General features: G+C 68.0%; 14 protein-coding genes, 1 tRNA gene and 1 pseudogene. 7 read left to right on the top strand and 9 right to left on the bottom strand.

Annotated features, from left to right (window positions below; translation table 11 throughout):
* Nucleotides 1-90 precede the first annotated feature (90 nt).
* From ACZ63F_RS27100 to ACZ63F_RS27090, 3 genes are all read left to right on the top strand, one after another.
* Nucleotides 91-1,299, top strand: a complete 1,209-nt coding sequence (locus ACZ63F_RS27100; RefSeq protein ID WP_469714407.1) for an FxsB family cyclophane-forming radical SAM/SPASM peptide maturase — start codon at nucleotides 91-93, stop codon at nucleotides 1,297-1,299.
* A gap of 41 nt (nucleotides 1,300-1,340) precedes the next feature.
* Nucleotides 1,341-2,429 (top strand): aKG-HExxH-type peptide beta-hydroxylase, encoded by a 1,089-nt coding sequence (locus tag ACZ63F_RS27095; protein ID WP_469714405.1) that lies wholly within the window; start codon nucleotides 1,341-1,343, stop codon nucleotides 2,427-2,429.
* Between the two features lie 156 nt (nucleotides 2,430-2,585).
* Entirely contained in the window at nucleotides 2,586-3,521 is a 936-nt protein-coding gene (locus ACZ63F_RS27090) for a Yip1 family protein (RefSeq protein ID WP_469714404.1), read from the top strand.
* A gap of 66 nt (nucleotides 3,522-3,587) precedes the next feature.
* Here the strand turns inward: ACZ63F_RS27090 and ACZ63F_RS27085 are convergent, their stop codons facing one another.
* From ACZ63F_RS27085 to ACZ63F_RS27075, 3 genes are all read right to left on the bottom strand, one after another.
* Nucleotides 3,588-4,094: a phosphoribosyltransferase gene (locus ACZ63F_RS27085; protein ID WP_469714401.1), complete on the bottom strand. Its 507-nt coding sequence runs from the start codon at nucleotides 4,092-4,094 to the stop codon at nucleotides 3,588-3,590.
* A gap of 10 nt (nucleotides 4,095-4,104) precedes the next feature.
* Nucleotides 4,105-4,680: a dCTP deaminase gene (gene dcd, locus ACZ63F_RS27080; protein WP_123975552.1), complete on the bottom strand. Its 576-nt coding sequence runs from the start codon at nucleotides 4,678-4,680 to the stop codon at nucleotides 4,105-4,107.
* A 99-nt stretch (nucleotides 4,681-4,779) separates the two neighbouring features.
* Nucleotides 4,780-4,941: a hypothetical protein gene (locus ACZ63F_RS27075; RefSeq protein ID WP_177233016.1), complete on the bottom strand. Its 162-nt coding sequence runs from the start codon at nucleotides 4,939-4,941 to the stop codon at nucleotides 4,780-4,782.
* 283 nt (nucleotides 4,942-5,224) lie between these two features.
* On the opposite strand from ACZ63F_RS27075, the gene ACZ63F_RS27070 reads away from it, so the two are divergent.
* Nucleotides 5,225-5,298: transfer RNA gene (locus ACZ63F_RS27070), tRNA-Gly, on the top strand.
* A gap of 49 nt (nucleotides 5,299-5,347) precedes the next feature.
* Here ACZ63F_RS27070 and ACZ63F_RS27065 read toward each other — a convergent pair.
* From ACZ63F_RS27065 to ACZ63F_RS27050, 4 genes and pseudogenes are all read right to left on the bottom strand, one after another.
* Nucleotides 5,348-6,513, bottom strand: a pseudogene (locus ACZ63F_RS27065) (tyrosine-type recombinase/integrase).
* A gap of 465 nt (nucleotides 6,514-6,978) precedes the next feature.
* Nucleotides 6,979-8,628, bottom strand: coding sequence for an AAA family ATPase (locus tag ACZ63F_RS27060; protein ID WP_469714399.1), 1,650 nt, complete (start codon nucleotides 8,626-8,628; stop codon nucleotides 6,979-6,981).
* Nucleotides 8,628-9,137 (bottom strand): hypothetical protein, encoded by a 510-nt coding sequence (locus ACZ63F_RS27055; RefSeq protein WP_469714398.1) that lies wholly within the window; start codon nucleotides 9,135-9,137, stop codon nucleotides 8,628-8,630. Before ACZ63F_RS27055 ends, ACZ63F_RS27060 begins: the two co-directional genes overlap by 1 nt.
* 648 nt (nucleotides 9,138-9,785) lie before the next feature.
* Nucleotides 9,786-10,400: a TetR/AcrR family transcriptional regulator gene (locus tag ACZ63F_RS27050; RefSeq protein WP_469714396.1), complete on the bottom strand. Its 615-nt coding sequence runs from the start codon at nucleotides 10,398-10,400 to the stop codon at nucleotides 9,786-9,788.
* A gap of 137 nt (nucleotides 10,401-10,537) precedes the next feature.
* On the opposite strand from ACZ63F_RS27050, the gene ACZ63F_RS27045 reads away from it, so the two are divergent.
* The 3 genes from ACZ63F_RS27045 to ACZ63F_RS27035 are packed head-to-tail and all read left to right on the top strand — an operon-like array spanning nucleotide 10,538 to nucleotide 13,306.
* Nucleotides 10,538-10,996 carry a cupin domain-containing protein gene (locus ACZ63F_RS27045; protein ID WP_358972104.1) on the top strand — a complete coding sequence of 153 codons (459 nt, stop codon included), beginning with the start codon at nucleotides 10,538-10,540 and terminating at the stop codon, nucleotides 10,994-10,996.
* A 58-nt stretch (nucleotides 10,997-11,054) separates the two neighbouring features.
* Entirely contained in the window at nucleotides 11,055-11,873 is an 819-nt protein-coding gene (locus ACZ63F_RS27040) for an alpha/beta fold hydrolase (protein WP_469714395.1), read from the top strand.
* Between the two features lie 14 nt (nucleotides 11,874-11,887).
* Nucleotides 11,888-13,306 (top strand): MFS transporter, encoded by a 1,419-nt coding sequence (locus ACZ63F_RS27035; protein WP_469714393.1) that lies wholly within the window; start codon nucleotides 11,888-11,890, stop codon nucleotides 13,304-13,306.
* Between the two features lie 381 nt (nucleotides 13,307-13,687).
* Here ACZ63F_RS27035 and ACZ63F_RS27030 read toward each other — a convergent pair whose 3' ends face one another.
* Nucleotides 13,688-14,038, bottom strand: a complete 351-nt coding sequence (locus ACZ63F_RS27030; RefSeq protein ID WP_469714392.1) for a hypothetical protein — start codon at nucleotides 14,036-14,038, stop codon at nucleotides 13,688-13,690.
* 152 nt (nucleotides 14,039-14,190) lie between these two features.
* A complete protein-coding gene (locus tag ACZ63F_RS27025) occupies nucleotides 14,191-14,820 on the bottom strand; it encodes a hypothetical protein (protein ID WP_469714390.1) in 630 nt (209 codons plus the stop codon).
* Between the last annotated feature and the right edge of the window lie 237 nt (nucleotides 14,821-15,057).

Here is a 15,057-nt window from a genome sequence, read left to right as displayed (position 1 = left end):
CGGTAGGATGCGGCCACCCGCCAGCACCCGTTCCGTGTCGGCCCGGCCGTCGGCGGGAGCGGCTCCGGTGCGCCCCAGCGAGGCTGGCCCATGGTCCCGTTCCGGCAGTTCCTTTTGAAGATCCACAGTCGCTGCAATCTCGCCTGCGACTACTGCTACGTCTACGAGTCGGTGGACCAGAGCTGGCGCGACCGCCCCCGCGTCATGGCCCCCGGCACCGTGCGCCGGACGGCCGCACTGATCGCCGAGCACGCGCGCCGCCACCGCCTGGCCGAGGTGCACGTCGTCCTGCACGGCGGCGAGCCGCTGCTGGTCGGGGCGGTACGGCTGGACGCCGTACTGCGCGAACTCGCCGACGCCCTGCACGGGGTGGCGGAGCTGCGGCTCACGCTGCAGACCAACGGCCTGCGGCTGGTCGAGGACCCGGCCCTGCTGCCGGTCCTGGCCCGGCACGGCGTCCGCATCGGGGTCAGCGTCGATGGCACGGCCGCCACCCACGACCGGCACCGCCGCCGCCCCGACGGCCGCGGCAGCCACGCCGACGTGGCGCGGGCGCTGCGGCTCCTCGCCGACGGCCCGTACCGCGCCCTCTACGCCGGGGTGCTGTGCACCGTCGACCTGGCCGCCGACCCGGTCGAGACCTACGAGGCGCTGCTGGAGTTCGCGCCGCCCCGGCTCAACCTCCTCCTGCCGCACGGCACCTGGGAAAGCCCGCCGCCCGGACTCGCCGACCGGACCAGCCCGCCCCGCACGGCGCCCGGAGCCACCCCCGGCGGACCGGCGCCGTACGCGCGGTGGCTGTGCGCGGTCTTCGACCGCTGGTACGACGCACCCCGCCGGGAGACCGGTGTGCGGCTCTTCGAGGAGATCCTGGCGCTGCTGCTCGGCGGCACCGCCCGCAGCGAGACCGTCGGACTGACCCCCGTCGACCTCGTGGTCGTCGAGACCGACGGCACGATCGAGCAGGCCGACTCGCTCAAGGTCACCTACCCCGGGGCCCCGGGCACCGGTCTCGACGTCTTCCACCACACCTTCGCCGACGCCGCCCGCCACGAGGCCTTCCGGGCCCGCCAGCGCGGGCTGGCCGGCCTCGCGCCCGTCTGCGCCGCCTGCCCCCGCGCGGCGGTGTGCGGCGGCGGCCTGTACGCCCACCGCTACCACCCAGGGGCGACGCCGACCCCCTTCGCCGCCCCGTCCGTCTACTGCCAGGACCTCGCCGTCCTCGTCGACCACATCGCCGAACGGCTGCGCCGGGACGTCACGGCGCTGCGTGCGGCGGCCCAGCCGGCCGCGAGATGACGGCGCCCCGCATCCGGCCCGCCCGCGAGGAGCAAGCCCCCGTGCCCGTCCCGCCCCCCGTGCCCGTCCCGTCCCCCGTGCCCGTCCCGCCCCCCGACCCGTCCGCTCCCGGCACCCTCGCCATGCACGACGTCGACCCGGACCTGTTCGACGCCCTCGCCCGCGCCCGCGGCGGCACCGCGGCCGTGGCCGAGCTGGGACGCGGGCAGCTCAGCAAGCGCAGGCTGCTGTTGGCGGCCGTCAGCCGGTCGCTGCCCCCGGGCTCCGGCTTCGACGAGCCCTACCGGCGGCTGGCCGGCCTGTACCGCGACGATCCGGACCGCTGGCGGGCGGTGCTGCTCCACCCCTACCTGGACGAGGGCCTGGCCCGCGCCCTGGCCGGGGGCGCCCGCGGTGACCGGCCCGACCTCTCCTGGTTCGGCGAACTGGCCGACGGCGGACCGGCCGCGCTCTCCGGACCGCACCTGCTGACCACCGAGTGCGACGGCCTGGTGCTGAGCCTGCGGCTGGCCGACCGCGGCCCGTTCCGCGACGTCCACGGCCACCCCCCGGCCGGCCCGCAGAGCGCCGACGAGGCCGAGCACTGGCAGCGCGCCCTGGACGGCGCCTGGCAGGTCCTGGTCCGCCGGCATCCCTGGCACGCCCGGGCCGTCGCCGCCTGCCTGTCCACCCTGGTGCCGCTCAAGCCCGCACCGGGCGGCACGGCGGTGAGCTCCGCGGCCCGCAGGGCCTACGGCGCCGTCGCCCTCTCCCCGCCCGCCGACCCCGTGCTCTTCGCCCTGACCCTGGTCCACGAGTTCCTGCACGTGCAGCTCGGGGCCCTGCTCGACCTGGTCCCCCTGCACGGCCCGGCGTCACCGGCCCGCTACCACGCCCCCTGGCGCCCCGACCCGCGGCCACTGGACGCGCTCCTCCAGGGCACCTACGCCCACCTGGGCGTCTGCGACTTCTGGCACACCGAGCGGAGCACCGCCGCGCCGTCTGCCCGGGCCGGACGGGAGCACGCCACCTGGTACGGATACACCCGCGGTGCCGTCGACACGCTCCTCGGCAGCGGCGAACTCCTCCCGGCCGGCCGGCGCTTCACCGAGGGGATGCGAGCCGCCCTCGCCAGGCTGGGCGGGGACTGACCCCGACCCGACCCCGAACCGAACCCGGGCGGGCCCCGGCCAGGCCCCGATGCGGCCCCGATCCGGACCCTTAGGGGATGTCACAGCTCTGCCGCAATGGCGGGCCCGGTCGCCCGAGCCCGCACACGGTCCGCGAGGACCAGGTACGTTCGATGAGTGGCTGGATTCAGGAACGGACGCGGCGGCCGTGACGACCGCGCCCCGCAAGCGCGACCGCAACAACCCGCGTACGGGCAGCAGGCGCCGCCCCAGAGCTACGGGGGGCAGCCGGGGCCGTCGTACGGATACCCGTCGGCACCGCAGCCGTACCCGCAGCACGGCGGCGCGTCCGGCTGGCCGCAGGCGCAGGCGCGCGGCGGCCACCCCGGCCGTCCGCAGCCCGGCGGCGACGGCCCGGAGTACTTCGGCGACGGCAACGGCTACGGCGCCCCCGACCCGTACGCGGCGAACCAGCCGGGCAGCACCCAGGCCTTCTCCGTCGACGAGGCCGCGGGCTACACGCAGGGCGCGACCTACCACGCGGGCTCCGCGGCGCCGTCCGGTCCGATCGGCCCGCGCCTGCACTGGAAGGACCTGCTGAAGGGGATCGTCCTCGCCCCGAACCAGACCTTCCTCCAGATGCGGGACTACGCGATGTGGGGCCCCGCCCTCATCGTGACCTTCCTCTACGGCCTGCTCGCCGTCTTCGGCTTCGACGGCGCCCGCGCGGACGCGATCAACGCCACCCTCACCAACGCGGTGCCGATCGTCCTGGTGACGGCCGTCGCGATGGTGCTCTCAGCCTTCGTCCTGGGCGTGGTGACCCACACTCTGGCCCGCCAGCTCGGCGGCGACGGAGCCTGGCAGCCGACGGTCGGCCTCTCCATGCTGATCATGTCCGTCACCGACGCGCCCCGCCTGCTCTTCGCCATGTTCTTCGGCGGCAACGCCGGCTTCGTCCAGCTCCTCGGCTGGGCCACCTGGGTCGCGGCGGGTGTCCTGCTCACCCTCATGGTCGGCAAGTCCCACGACCTGCCGTGGCCGAAGGCCCTGGGCGCGTCGGCGATCCAGCTGATCGCCCTGCTGTCGATCGTGAAGCTGGGCACGTTCTAGCCCCGCGCACACGGACGAGGGCCCCGGCACTGCTGCCGGGGCCCTCGTCCGTGTCCTTGTCCGCACTCAGGCGTCGAGAACCTGCCCGGCCCTCTTCACGACAGGGGGTAGCACGGACCACGGGAAGTTGATCCAATCATCGGTCCGCTTCCACACGTACTCGCACTTCACGAGGGAGTGGGACTTCTCGTAGATCACCGCGGACCGTACCTCGGCGACCGTTTCGAGGCAGAAGTCGCGGACCAGCTTCAGCGTCCTGCCGGTGTCGGCGACGTCGTCCGTGATCAGGACCTTCTTGTCGCTGAAGTCGATGACGTTGGGGACGGGCGCGAGCATGACCGGCATGTCGAGAGTCGTCCCCACCCCTGTGTAGAACTCCACGTTCACCAGGTGCAGGTTCTTGCAGTCGAGGGCGTAGGCGAGCCCGCCGGCGACGAAGACCCCGCCGCGCGCGATGCTGAGCACTATGTCGGGCTCGAACCCGTCGTCGGCGATGGTCTGCGCGAGCTCGCGCACGGCGACGCCGAACTGCTCGTAGGTGAGGTTCTCCCGCACGGGAGTGTCGTTGCTCATGACCGGTCCCTCACACCTGCGTCCGGTGGAAGTTGAGGTAGGAGCGGGAGGCGGTGGGCCCGCGCTGTCCCTGGTAGCGGGAGCCGTAGCGCTCACTGCCGTAGGAGTGCTCGGCGGGGGAGGAGAGCCGGAACATGCACAGCTGCCCGATCTTCATGCCCGGCCACAGCTTGATGGGGAGGGTCGCGAGATTGGACAGCTCAAGGGTGACGTGTCCGCTGAAGCCGGGGTCGATGAACCCGGCGGTGGAGTGCGTGACCAGCCCGAGCCGTCCGAGCGAGGACTTGCCCTCCAGCCTGGACGCAAGATCGTCGGGCAGGGTGATGACCTCGTACGTCGAGGCGAGCACGAACTCACCGGGGTGGAGGATGAAGGGCTCGTCGCCCTCGGGCTCCACGAGCCGGGTGAGGTCCGGCTGCTCGACGGAGGGGTCGATGTGCGGGTACCGGTGGTTCTCGAACACCCGGAAGAAACGGTCCAGCCGGACGTCGATGCTCGACGGCTGCACCATGGTTTCGTCGTAGGGATCGATCCGTACCCGCCCGGCGTCGATCTCGGCCCGGATGTCCTTGTCTGAGAGAAGCACGCCCCGAGGATACGCAAGGCGCGCGGACCCACGACAATCGTGACGGGTCCGCGCGCCCGAGCTACTGCTGTTTCTGTCCTTCTTCTGCCACTGCTTCCGCTACTGCTGCTTCTCCAGTGCGACCGGCACGACGCTGCGCAGCCGGGCGCACTTGGGACACCGCACGAGCCGGCCGGGGCCGAGCCGCTCGGCCTGCTGCATCGGGAACGAAGCGGTGCTGAACACGTGCCCTTCGGCACAGCGGACGACGGTGCGTTCCATCAAGTCCCTTAAGTCCCTTCCCCAGGAGCCGCGTCGGGCTTACTGCCGTGACGACGGAAAGCCACATTACGGGATCAAAGGGACGGCTCTCCAGGCGGCACTCCGGCCTGCCGGGCCCCTCTCCCACACCTCCACCGTACGCCCCAACTCCGGCCTCCCGCACCCGTATCCCACCCCTGCCCCGTCCATCGAAACGCACACGAACCCCACGGTCTGAGCACCGGGGGTCCGTCATGGGGTACAGTGAGCGAGCGTTCGGACACCGGCCAGGTCGGCGTCTTACGCGGGTGTAGTTTAATGGTAGAACATCAGCTTCCCAAGCTGAGAGCGCGAGTTCGATTCTCGTCACCCGCTCCACGGAGAAGGCCCAGGTCAGAGACCCGGGCCTTTTTGCTGTCCATCGTGATCAGTTGTCGCGTGCCAGATTCGTGCCAGAAGGCTTCTCAGACGCTCTCTGCGCGTTAGCGGCCCGTGCCTTACGCACCGTGGCGTCCAGCCCGGCGGCGACCTCCTCTTGCCGCTCGTCGTCGGAGTGCTGGTAGATCAGCGCCGCCTTCTCGGAGGACTGTCCGGCCCGGACCATCGTGTCCTTGAGCGTGGCCCCGGAGCGCGTGGACAGCGTGTGCCCCGTGTGCCGGAGGTCGTAGAACCGGAAGCCCTCAGACATGCCGACGATCTCCCGAGCCTTCCGCCACCTCCGCCCGAAGGTGCTGCGCCGGAAGGGAGCACCTTTCTCGCCCACGAAGAGCAGCCCATCCGGCCCCTGCTCGGCGAAGCTCTCCAGATGCCAGCGGAGCTCCCGGTGGAGGAACGCGGGAAGAATCACAGTCCTGGTTCCGGCCTCGGACTTGGTGTCGCCCTGCACGCGCCGCCCGTTCATCCGCTCCGGCTCAGCGAGGCGCACACGGACGCGCAGGTTGTCGAGGTCGACATCCCGGCGGCGGAGGCCGGCCAGCTCTTCCGGTCGCGTCGGACCGTACGCACCGAGGTAGACCATGAGCCGCCAGCGCATCCCTACGGCGTTGGCGAGTGCGTCAACCTGGGCCACGGTGGCGATGCGCCGCTCAGCCGCCTTCTCCTTACCGGCGCCCTTGATCCGGCATGGTTGCGAGTGATCAACTCGTCGTCCACGGCCGTCTCCATGATGGCCTTGAGGAGCCGGTACGCCTTGGCCGTCATCGTCCTGGCGTTGGCCGTCCGCAGCCGATCGGCCCGCCACTCACGCACGCGCGGAGCTGTGATCTCGTCCAAGTCCGACTCGGCGAAGGCGAACAGGTGCTTGTCGAGAAGGTAGTGGTAGAGGTCGCGGGTGAGGGGCGCGGTCTCCCGTTCGTCGACCCACTTGTCGGCGTAGGCCCGGAAGCTCACGGCGCCCGCCTCAGGATCGCGCCATTCGCCCCGTCGGATCTCCGTCTGCTTCTCGGCAAGCCAGTCGTCCGCGTCCGCCGTCGTCTCGAACGTGATCGGAGCCGGACGCATCACGCCGCCTTGACGATCCCCGACTGCTGCGCCACCGGCGGCCCCTGATTCCCTTGGTCCGAGAAGGCCTTGGGCACGAGCGAACTCTGGCAGCACCGCGAACGGGCCATCGACGCCCTTGACGCGTGGGGCGAGGACTCCTCGGGCTTGGAAGGCCAGCGGAACCCGTTCCTGTTCTGCGACTCCGACCTGTCGGCTGGCGGCACATGGGCCTGGCTTGCTGACCCCAACCCTGCCGAGGGGGTACAGCGGGGAACCGCCGTTCTGAACTCACTCACCCAAGATCCACAAAGCCGTCAGTCGGTGAGTTACAACTTTCTTTACTGGTTCAAGGCGGCTCGCTCCGCTCCCCGCGCGCGGCCCGGCCCCCGGCCGGGCCTGCGCTCCTGCCTCCGTCCCGCTCCAGCCCGGCCGGCGCCCGTGCCGCGCTCAGAGCGATCAACTATGAGATGCCGAAGCAGGGGTTCATCGCGGCTGGGGCGGTCGGCTACACAGCTTTACGCAGCCACTCTGGCGCGAGCCTCGAAGTTCACGGCCCCAAAAGTAGTTCTACCGACCTCATGCCGTGTTCAGGCCCGCATGCCGCCCAAGCGCTTCCAGATCGAGTACAGGCGATCGCCGCAACTCGTCTCGGAATAGAGTGCTCTTCAATTTCCTGAGCGTATTAGCCTTGCCGCTCAACCTGAAAGTCCATTTGCCGTCCTCAAGGTCAAGTACGTGCAGCCCCCGCTTCAAGCGCACATCTGAGTACTGACTTAGGTCGAGAATGTACGCCTCATACTTGACTCCCTGACGGTGCTGGTCTGAAAGCGTAGCCTGAATCAGGTGCGCAAACCGGAGGTCAACGAGGCGTGCAAGAGTCTCATAGGCCGGGAGGGATTTTTGGGCAACATTGACACGGAAGTAGGTGTACCCCTCTCCCCGAACATACGACGAAAGGTATTCGAGAGCCGAGGTCAAAGAATCGGCGTTATCTGCAGAAACATCCTGCTCTAGATCTCTCAATTTTCCTCGCGCCGCCTTACCGGCGGCATCTGCGACGTCTTCCTGTCCGACCTCCCGAGCGTTTGTCCGGGATCTAGCTGCCACGATCGAAGAGGCGAAAAGGTTCAAGTAATCCCTGGGTACACCACCTGAACCGAGAATCAGCCTGCCAAGCGCCGCGTCACGGGTAATACTCGACGGCTTAGAGATCCCCACGGTTTCCGTGTAGTTCGTAAGCACGGACTCCAAGAACTTCTGCGTGGCCTCAGGGTCTTCCAAAGTCACGTCCAGATCGATCTTGGATGCGTCATGCGGAATTTCAATGCCGATATGCGAGGACGGCTCGAAAGGCCGCGTCAAGCGTTCAATGCTCGCAACCTTCAGCCAGCCATCACAGTCGCGCAGCATGCTAGTCAAGTAGTCAAGCAGATGCGGTTGCGCGGAGGTGGGAAAAAGGTAGAAGTCATCGAGATACAGGTACAGGCGAACGATCTCCGCTCGCAGAACCGTGCGCAATCCCCTATTCAAATCAGCGATGGTTTCGCCGAGCTCTGCATCTACTTGAGCGGCCCGGAGAGATGTGACTTTCTCGCCGAGATCCTTTAGGCGAGCGAAGGAATCACCCTGGGAAGTGCCTGCATGCTGAATCAAGGAGGTTAGTACAGTCTCCGCAACCATAAGGAAAGCGGAAGATGGGTTCATCAGTCGCAGGGTGTGGGCATTCATCCACGCCGTTACGTGCCCTTCTCTCTCGGCGAGACGCTTAGCCTCAAGAAGGAGCGCCGTCTTCCCTACACCACGTCGACCGTAGACGAGGTGGTGACGTGACGCACCAATAGCGGCCAGACTAGCCCGGGGATCTTCCATGTACTTTAGACTGGGAAGTGCGTCAGATGTGCGCGACCTAGCTTCCAACAGTTGGATCAGTTGGTCAACTTTTGAAGAGGCGAGGACGCTCTTTGGTGTCGAGACCAAAGGCTTTTCAATATCGGTACGATGCGGCCTAAAGGTGACAGCGAGAGATTCATTCTCCGTATCGTGGACGGAATTTAGTTCTTGCTCAATAGGTCCAGCCAGACTCTGCGCTGCCGCTATCGAGTCTTCGTCCACCCAAACGAGAAACCATCGTTCGCCAGGAAATGACCTTTCCTCGACACGCACGATGGGGATGTCTGCATCGTCAAGTACCCGAGCGATGCGGGCTTCGTAATCACTTGCCGACATCAGATATATCCGTTCGTCAGGGCGAAAGATTCACACATCTGGACAAAATTGGCCGCTGTTGCTGAAAGTGCACGAGCATCGTTTTCCCAATCGGACTCGTTGATTGGGTAGATGTCATAATCAGCCTGATTGCGCAACAGGCGGGCATCCACGAGTTCAGCCTCACGTGCGACCGGGCTATCGATGCCCGCCGGGAGATTCCGCGGAAGGATGTTATGGCGCTCGTGATCGTCACCTTTAATTTCCGCGAAAGCGATGGCACGCGCCGCTTGGTACATTGCGTAATAGAAACGACTGATAGCCGATCTGTACTGTGTCGCAAAAAGTAGAGCGTCACCCGCCCGGAGATGCCCTCCCGCTAGGAGCAGACGATCCGAGACAATCTGCTGCAGCAATTGAGCCGTGGGGAACGGATATTTGCTGCCGCCTTTTGGAAGTGCTGATATTGTCGCGCTCTTGCTGGTGGAAATGTGCAATAGCATTTGATCGGCAAGCGTGACTGTTGGCATGTAATCTGCACTACCCCCCTGCGTAACCCTGGCCAGCGCCACAAGGGTAGTCGGCCCCGACAGCGCTCCACACTACCCACCAAACGATTGGCTCACCCAGTGTTTGCGGGATGGCTTGTAGCAGGTGCGTGCGTCGCAGGGACCCCACGTCGTTTCAACGAGCGCCTGCACTCGCCGCACCACCCCGGCCGAGGGCTCGCGGACCGTCCGTCACGGGCCGGCAGTCGCGGCTTGTTCTGGTCGACGACACAAGCCAGTAGCGTGGCCGAGGCCGGTGGGGGTACAGCGAGGCATACGCGTGAGTGATCGGTCGACGCACCCGCCGTCGTGGCTGACTGTCGTCGGCTGGGGCTCAGACACTCCGGGGCCCAGCTCTGCCAAAGGACGTTCTAGGCGAAGAGTCCGTGCCATTCGCGTGCCAGATCCTGCGGGGAACCACGGGGAACAGCGGGGACTTGCCCCACGTGCGACCAGGACTCCAACATCGCTCCGTCGCAGGTCACCAGTGCAACCGCGGCCAAGAGCCCCAAGCTTCCCAAGCTGAGAGCGCGAGTTCGATTCTCGTCACCCGCTCCGTAGCGAAGCCCCAGGTCAGTGGCCTGGGGCTTGTGCTTTATCGGAAACTCTTCAGAGACCTCCGCGCTCGGCTCACCCTCGCACACTCGTCCGCAGTGCGGCTTCGGTCAGAGTGGTCGCCGTGTGTACCGCGCTGGCGATGGCGTCGTCGGGGGCGAGGCCGCACAGGTCCGTGAGGGAGAAGAGGGCTTCTGCGCCGACGACCACGGCGAGGTCCCGCTTGAGCTGGGCGAGGACTTCCGGATCCGTGACCCCGAGTGTGTCCTCCAGAGGGAGGAGTGCGAAGTCGATCAACCCGAAGCGGACCCCGGGCCTGACGGTCGCCGTCTCCGGGCGGGTGACGGTGGCCGCGATCATGGCGCGCACCGCTCCCTGCCGGAGGAGTATGCCGCGCAACAGGAACTCGCAGGCGAAGGCGACCCGTTCGACGGGCTCGGTGGAGTCAGCGACCGGTGCGAGCGCCTCGGCGGGGGGCGGCCAGGCGCCGGCCAGGGCCTCGCTGATCAGCGAGGGAAGGTCGGGGAAGTAGCGGTATGCGGTGGCCTCGGAGACCAGGGCCGCGCGCGCGATGGCGGGCATGGTCACCTCGCCGCCCGTGCCGATGAGTTCGCGGGCGGCTTCGACGATCGCTGTACGGGTGCGCTTCTTCTGATTGGTGCGGCCGGTCTCCGCCTGCGTCGTTGCCACCAGTACGTCCCCTTTCCTGTCCGTCCATCCGCCCTCACCTTATCACTGACCACTCTCGTCGTGAGAGTGCACTTGCATGATGATGCCGAACCCTCTAACCTCCTTCGTGAGAGTCAACTCTCACGAAGGAGATGACGATGACCAAGGTTTCCGTGGTAGGTCCGGACGACGGCGAGACGATCCCTCTGGGACCGGCACAGATCCGCATCCTCGAGGACGGCAGCACCACCGGGCACCGTCTCGGCATGGCCGAGATCACCCTCGCCCCGCATACCGAAGGGCCCCCGCAGCACCGTCACGCCCAGCACGACGAGGGCTTCTACGTGGTCTCCGGCACCGTGCACTTCACCGTCGGGGAGACGACACATGTCGCACCGGCCGGCACCCTCGCGATGATCCCGCCCGGGGCCCCGCACACCTTCGCCAACCTCGGCGACGAACCGGCGGTGATGCTCAACACCTTCACGCCCGACCTGTACGTGCAGTACTTCCGCGACCTGCGGGACATGATCGCCGGCGGTCGGGAGCTGACCCCGCAGGCGACCGTTCAGATGATGGGCCGTTACGCCACCGTGCCGGCGACCGACTACGCGTGACGGCGGCGTCAGCAGTCTTCGCCAACTCCCGCCTCCGACAATCAACTTGGAGACTTCCATGACCGCCACCGCCCGCACTGTCACCCTCACCCTCGACTCCGGCGACGTCGACCTGAGCTTCACCGACGACGAGCGGGGCAAGGGTCACCCCTTCCTGCTCCTGCACGGCGGCGGCGGTCCGCAGACCGTCGCCGGGTTCGCCGGGCTCCTCGCCGGGCAACGGCCGGCGCGGGTCATCACCCCCGTCCACCCCGGCTTCGGCGGGACCGCCCGGCCCGACTGGCTGACCGACGTGCCCACCCTCGCCCAGGTCTACATCCGACTGCTGGAAGACCTCGGCCTGGAGGACGTCACCGTCGTCGGCAATTCCATAGGCGGCTGGATCGCCGCCGAAACAGCCCTGCTCGGCAGTGACCGGATCAGCAGCGTCGTCCTCGTCAACGCCGCCGGCATCCATGTCCCAGGCCACCCGGTCGCCGACCCCTTCGCCCTGACACCCGCCGAGCTGTCCGCTCTCTCTTTCCACGACGTCGAGAAGTTCCGCATCGACCCCAGCACGTTCTCCGACGAACAGCGCGCGGTCGCGGCCGCCAACATGGCCGCGCTGCAGGTCTACTCGGGCCCGCACACCATGGCCGATCCCACCCTGCGGGAGCGCCTGGCCAAGGTCACTCTCCCAGTCCTCGTCGCGTGGGGCGAGAGCGACCAGGTCGTCGACACCGTGTACGGACGTGCGTACGCCGCCGCCATCCCCGGCGCCCGGTTCGAGCTCCTCCCTCGCACCGGTCACATGCCCCAGATCGAGACTCCGGGGCAACTCCTCGCTCTGGTCTGGGACTTCGCCGAAGTACATGCAACCCATCGGCCCACCGACTGAGCGCGGGAGCCCACGTGTCCGATCCCGTACGGGGGCGGCGCGCCCCCGTCCTCGCCGTCTGCTGCCTGAGCGTGCTGCTGGTCAGTCTCGACGTCACCGTTCTCAACGTCGCACTTCCCTCGATGCAGCGGTCCCTGGGCGCGTCCGTCTCCGGCCTGCAGTGGACGCTCGACGCGTACACCATCGTCCTGGCCTCGCTGCTGACCCTGGCCGGCGCCACCGCCGACCGCGTCGGACGGCGGCGCGTCTTCCAGTTCGGTCTCGTGCTGTTCACCGGCGGGTCGGCCCTGTGCAGTCTGGCGCCCACGACGGGATGGCTCGTCGTCTTCCGTATGGTGCAGGCGGTGGGCGGCAGCATGCTCACCCCCGTCGCCATGGCCATCCTCGCCAACACCTTCACCGCACCACGGGAGCGGGCGCGGGCCATCGGCGTCTGGGGCGGGGTGGTCGGCCTGAGCATGGCGGCCGGGCCGGTCCTCGGCGGGGTACTGGTGGAGTGGGCCGGATGGCGGTCGGTGTTCTGGCTGAACGTGCCGGTCGGGCTGGCCGCGCTGACGCTCGCCGCGCTGTTCGTCCCGGAGTCCCGCGCGCACACGGCCCGACGCGCCGACCCCGTGGGCCAGCTGCTGGTGATCGTCCTGCTCGGCGGACTGACGTACGCCATCATCGAGGCGCCCGGAGAGGGCTGGACCGCTCCGATCGTGGCCTGCCTGATCATGGCAGCGGGCGCGCTGGCCGTCTTGATCCCGTACGAGAACCGGCGCGCCGAACCGCTGATCGACCCGCGGCTCTTCCGCAGCGCGCCTTTCAGCGGGGCCACCGCGACAGCGGTCCTCGCCTTCGGCGCGCTCGGTGGCTTCCTGTTCGCCAACACCCTCTACCTGCAACGGGTGGTGGGACTGAGCGCCCTGGGCACCGGGCTGCACCTGCTGCCGATGGCGATACTGGCCCTGGTGTGCCCGCCGCTGTCCGGGCGGATCGTGGGCAGCCGCGGCCCGCGGATCCCCCTTGTCCTCGCGGGGGCCGGTATCGGCGCCAGCGGTGTACTGGCTGTCGCCGTCACCCGCTCCGCCCATCCCTCGGACATCCCGCTGTACGTCATATACGGACTGTTCGGTCTCGGCTTCGGCTTCGTCAACGCACCGATCACCTACACGGCGGTGTCCGGCATGCCGCGCGCCCAGGCCGGCGTCGCCGCCGCAGTCGCCGCGACCAGCCGTCAGGTCGGATCCTCGCTCGGCATCGCGGTGATCGGCGCCGCGGTCGCATCCGGCGCGCGGCCTACGGCCTGGTGGATCATCGCCGGGTGCGGGGCGGCCATCCTGGTACTGGGCACCGTCACCTCCGGCCGCTGGGCCGCCGCCACCGCAGAACGTGTCGCCGCCCAGCTCGAACCCAACCCGCCGCGCGCCAAGGCGGACACCCCCGGGTGACCGTCACCGGTCTCATCGCCCTTCGCGAGCTGCAAGTGCACGTTCGACGGGAGAGCGGGAAGAATGCCTCCGGCGGGGATCGGCCGGCACCGGGATGGAGGGGCGCCGTTCCCGCCCGCGGGTCCGTAGTGGCTTGCGCGGGGAGTTCCCATCCCGTCCGCCATCGACCCAGGCAGAGCCGAGCGGACGCGGCCCAGGGCGTCAAGGTCGTTCGTACAGTGGCGCGCTCCACCTGGACGCCATGAACCACGCCCGCTCCACGGTGTGTGGGGCGACGGCGGACGGGATGGGGAAGATGGTGGGTTGATACGAGTCCTCGTGCGATGCTCGTCGGGACAAGGCGTCATCGCTGGTCAACCGGTTGCCGGTAGGGCATGCACATCAACGGCCGAATCTGACGCGCTGCTTTTCATCCGAGACGGCGAATCCCTGCTGTCGGCACACTTCGAGTACGTCCTGGATCCGACCTGTCAAGAAATAGAAGCAGCGCGTGTCTTCGGTACGGAATCCCACGCCGGAAGTACCGAACTTCCCACGACAGGGGAACACTTCGGCAATTTCCTGGGCTGCGCATTCCAGCGGCCTGATTCCGAACAACTTCGCGATGGGCCCAAGGGCTCGTACGCGCAGATGAAGCCTGCCGTCCTCTATCGTGAGCACACCCAGCGGCCACGTTGCGTTCAGCCGCCAACCCAACATGGTCGGAATGTTTGCGCCACCGGTGAATCTCATGGCCCAGATCATGCACCTCGGCCTGGATCGCGCCAAGGGTGTTGACCACCGCGGCAGACCTCGGCGACCGCGCCGCCGGTGGTTCGCATCGAGGAGGGGGTGGGCCGGTGGAGCACTTCGGTGACGCGTAAAGAGGCCGCCCCGAGCGTGCGTCACTGGATGTCGAAGCTGACTACGGCGCGGGCCGGGGTCCGGAAGGAGTCGCCGCTTGTGGGGGAGCGTTCGACCAATACGCTGACGCGGGGACTGGTGTCGCCTGTGGACTGGTAGCTCCAGGCGGGGCCCCGCAGTGGCGAGCCGCACAGGCCATCCGGAAGCTCGGTCTCATCGTCGCCGAGCCCGTAGGGACTGCCGTAATTCTCGTCGAACAGGGGCATGCCATCTGGGACGAGGCCTGCGCGGTGTAGGTAGTTCGGTATCTGGGCGCTCAGGAAGGAGACCTCGGCGCTGCTGTTTCGCGTGAAGTAGTGGATGTCGGATGCGTCGGTGGGGATCGTTGCACGCCCGGCGCCGATCACGCCTGGCAACTGCACGTCGCTTCCCTGGCAGGCCCGGACATCGCCGAACGGGTAAAACAGCTCATCCCGGAACAGCCAGACGATCCCTCCAGCCAGCATCGCGAGGACGAGCGTGACCACTCCCAGGCACGACAGCCGGCGCCGTAGCCCGCCCCCGCTGTCCGGCACACCGCTCACGTTCTCCGGGTAAGTCGTCCCGTCCAACTTCTCATCCCCACCGACCCGGGACTTGGCCTCCGGACCGGCTTTCCAAGATTCGCCCATGAACGCCCCTCGGTTGTGCCCTGCATGCGGACACGCGGAGCCTACGCCGGTAATCCCGACACGCGCGGCGGAGGTGACGATGGGCGCAGTTGAGCGGACGCAGAAGCAGCGAATACCGCGATCCAGCAACGTCCCCGACCGTAGTTCGCGTCGAGGGGGTAAGCCCGTGCCATAGCCGCGCCAGAAGGAGCGGAGAAACACGGGGACTCGGCGACACTGACGGCTCCTCAGGCTGAG

Source organism: Streptomyces sp. NPDC104761 (assembly GCF_055583445.1).
This window is presented reverse-complemented; position numbering and strand designations above follow the sequence as displayed.

Bases quoted from the DNA above. Each gene is read 5' to 3' on its own strand.
- ACZ63F_RS27100 (WP_469714407.1), top strand. From the start codon at position 91: ATGGTCCCGTTCCGGCAGTTCCTTTTGAAGATCCACAGTCGCTGCAAT.
- ACZ63F_RS27085 (WP_469714401.1), bottom strand. From the start codon at position 4,094: ATGAGCAACGACACTCCCGTGCGGGAGAACCTCACCTACGAGCAGTTC.
- ACZ63F_RS27075 (WP_177233016.1), bottom strand. From the start codon at position 4,941: ATGGAACGCACCGTCGTCCGCTGTGCCGAAGGGCACGTGTTCAGCACC.
- ACZ63F_RS27060 (WP_469714399.1), bottom strand. From the start codon at position 8,628: ATGTCGGCAAGTGATTACGAAGCCCGCATCGCTCGGGTACTTGACGAT.
- ACZ63F_RS27055 (WP_469714398.1), bottom strand. From the start codon at position 9,137: ATGCCAACAGTCACGCTTGCCGATCAAATGCTATTGCACATTTCCACC.
- ACZ63F_RS27045 (WP_358972104.1), top strand. From the start codon at position 10,538: ATGACCAAGGTTTCCGTGGTAGGTCCGGACGACGGCGAGACGATCCCT.
- ACZ63F_RS27040 (WP_469714395.1), top strand. From the start codon at position 11,055: ATGACCGCCACCGCCCGCACTGTCACCCTCACCCTCGACTCCGGCGAC.
- ACZ63F_RS27030 (WP_469714392.1), bottom strand. From the start codon at position 14,038: ATGAGATTCACCGGTGGCGCAAACATTCCGACCATGTTGGGTTGGCGG.
- ACZ63F_RS27025 (WP_469714390.1), bottom strand. From the start codon at position 14,820: ATGGGCGAATCTTGGAAAGCCGGTCCGGAGGCCAAGTCCCGGGTCGGT.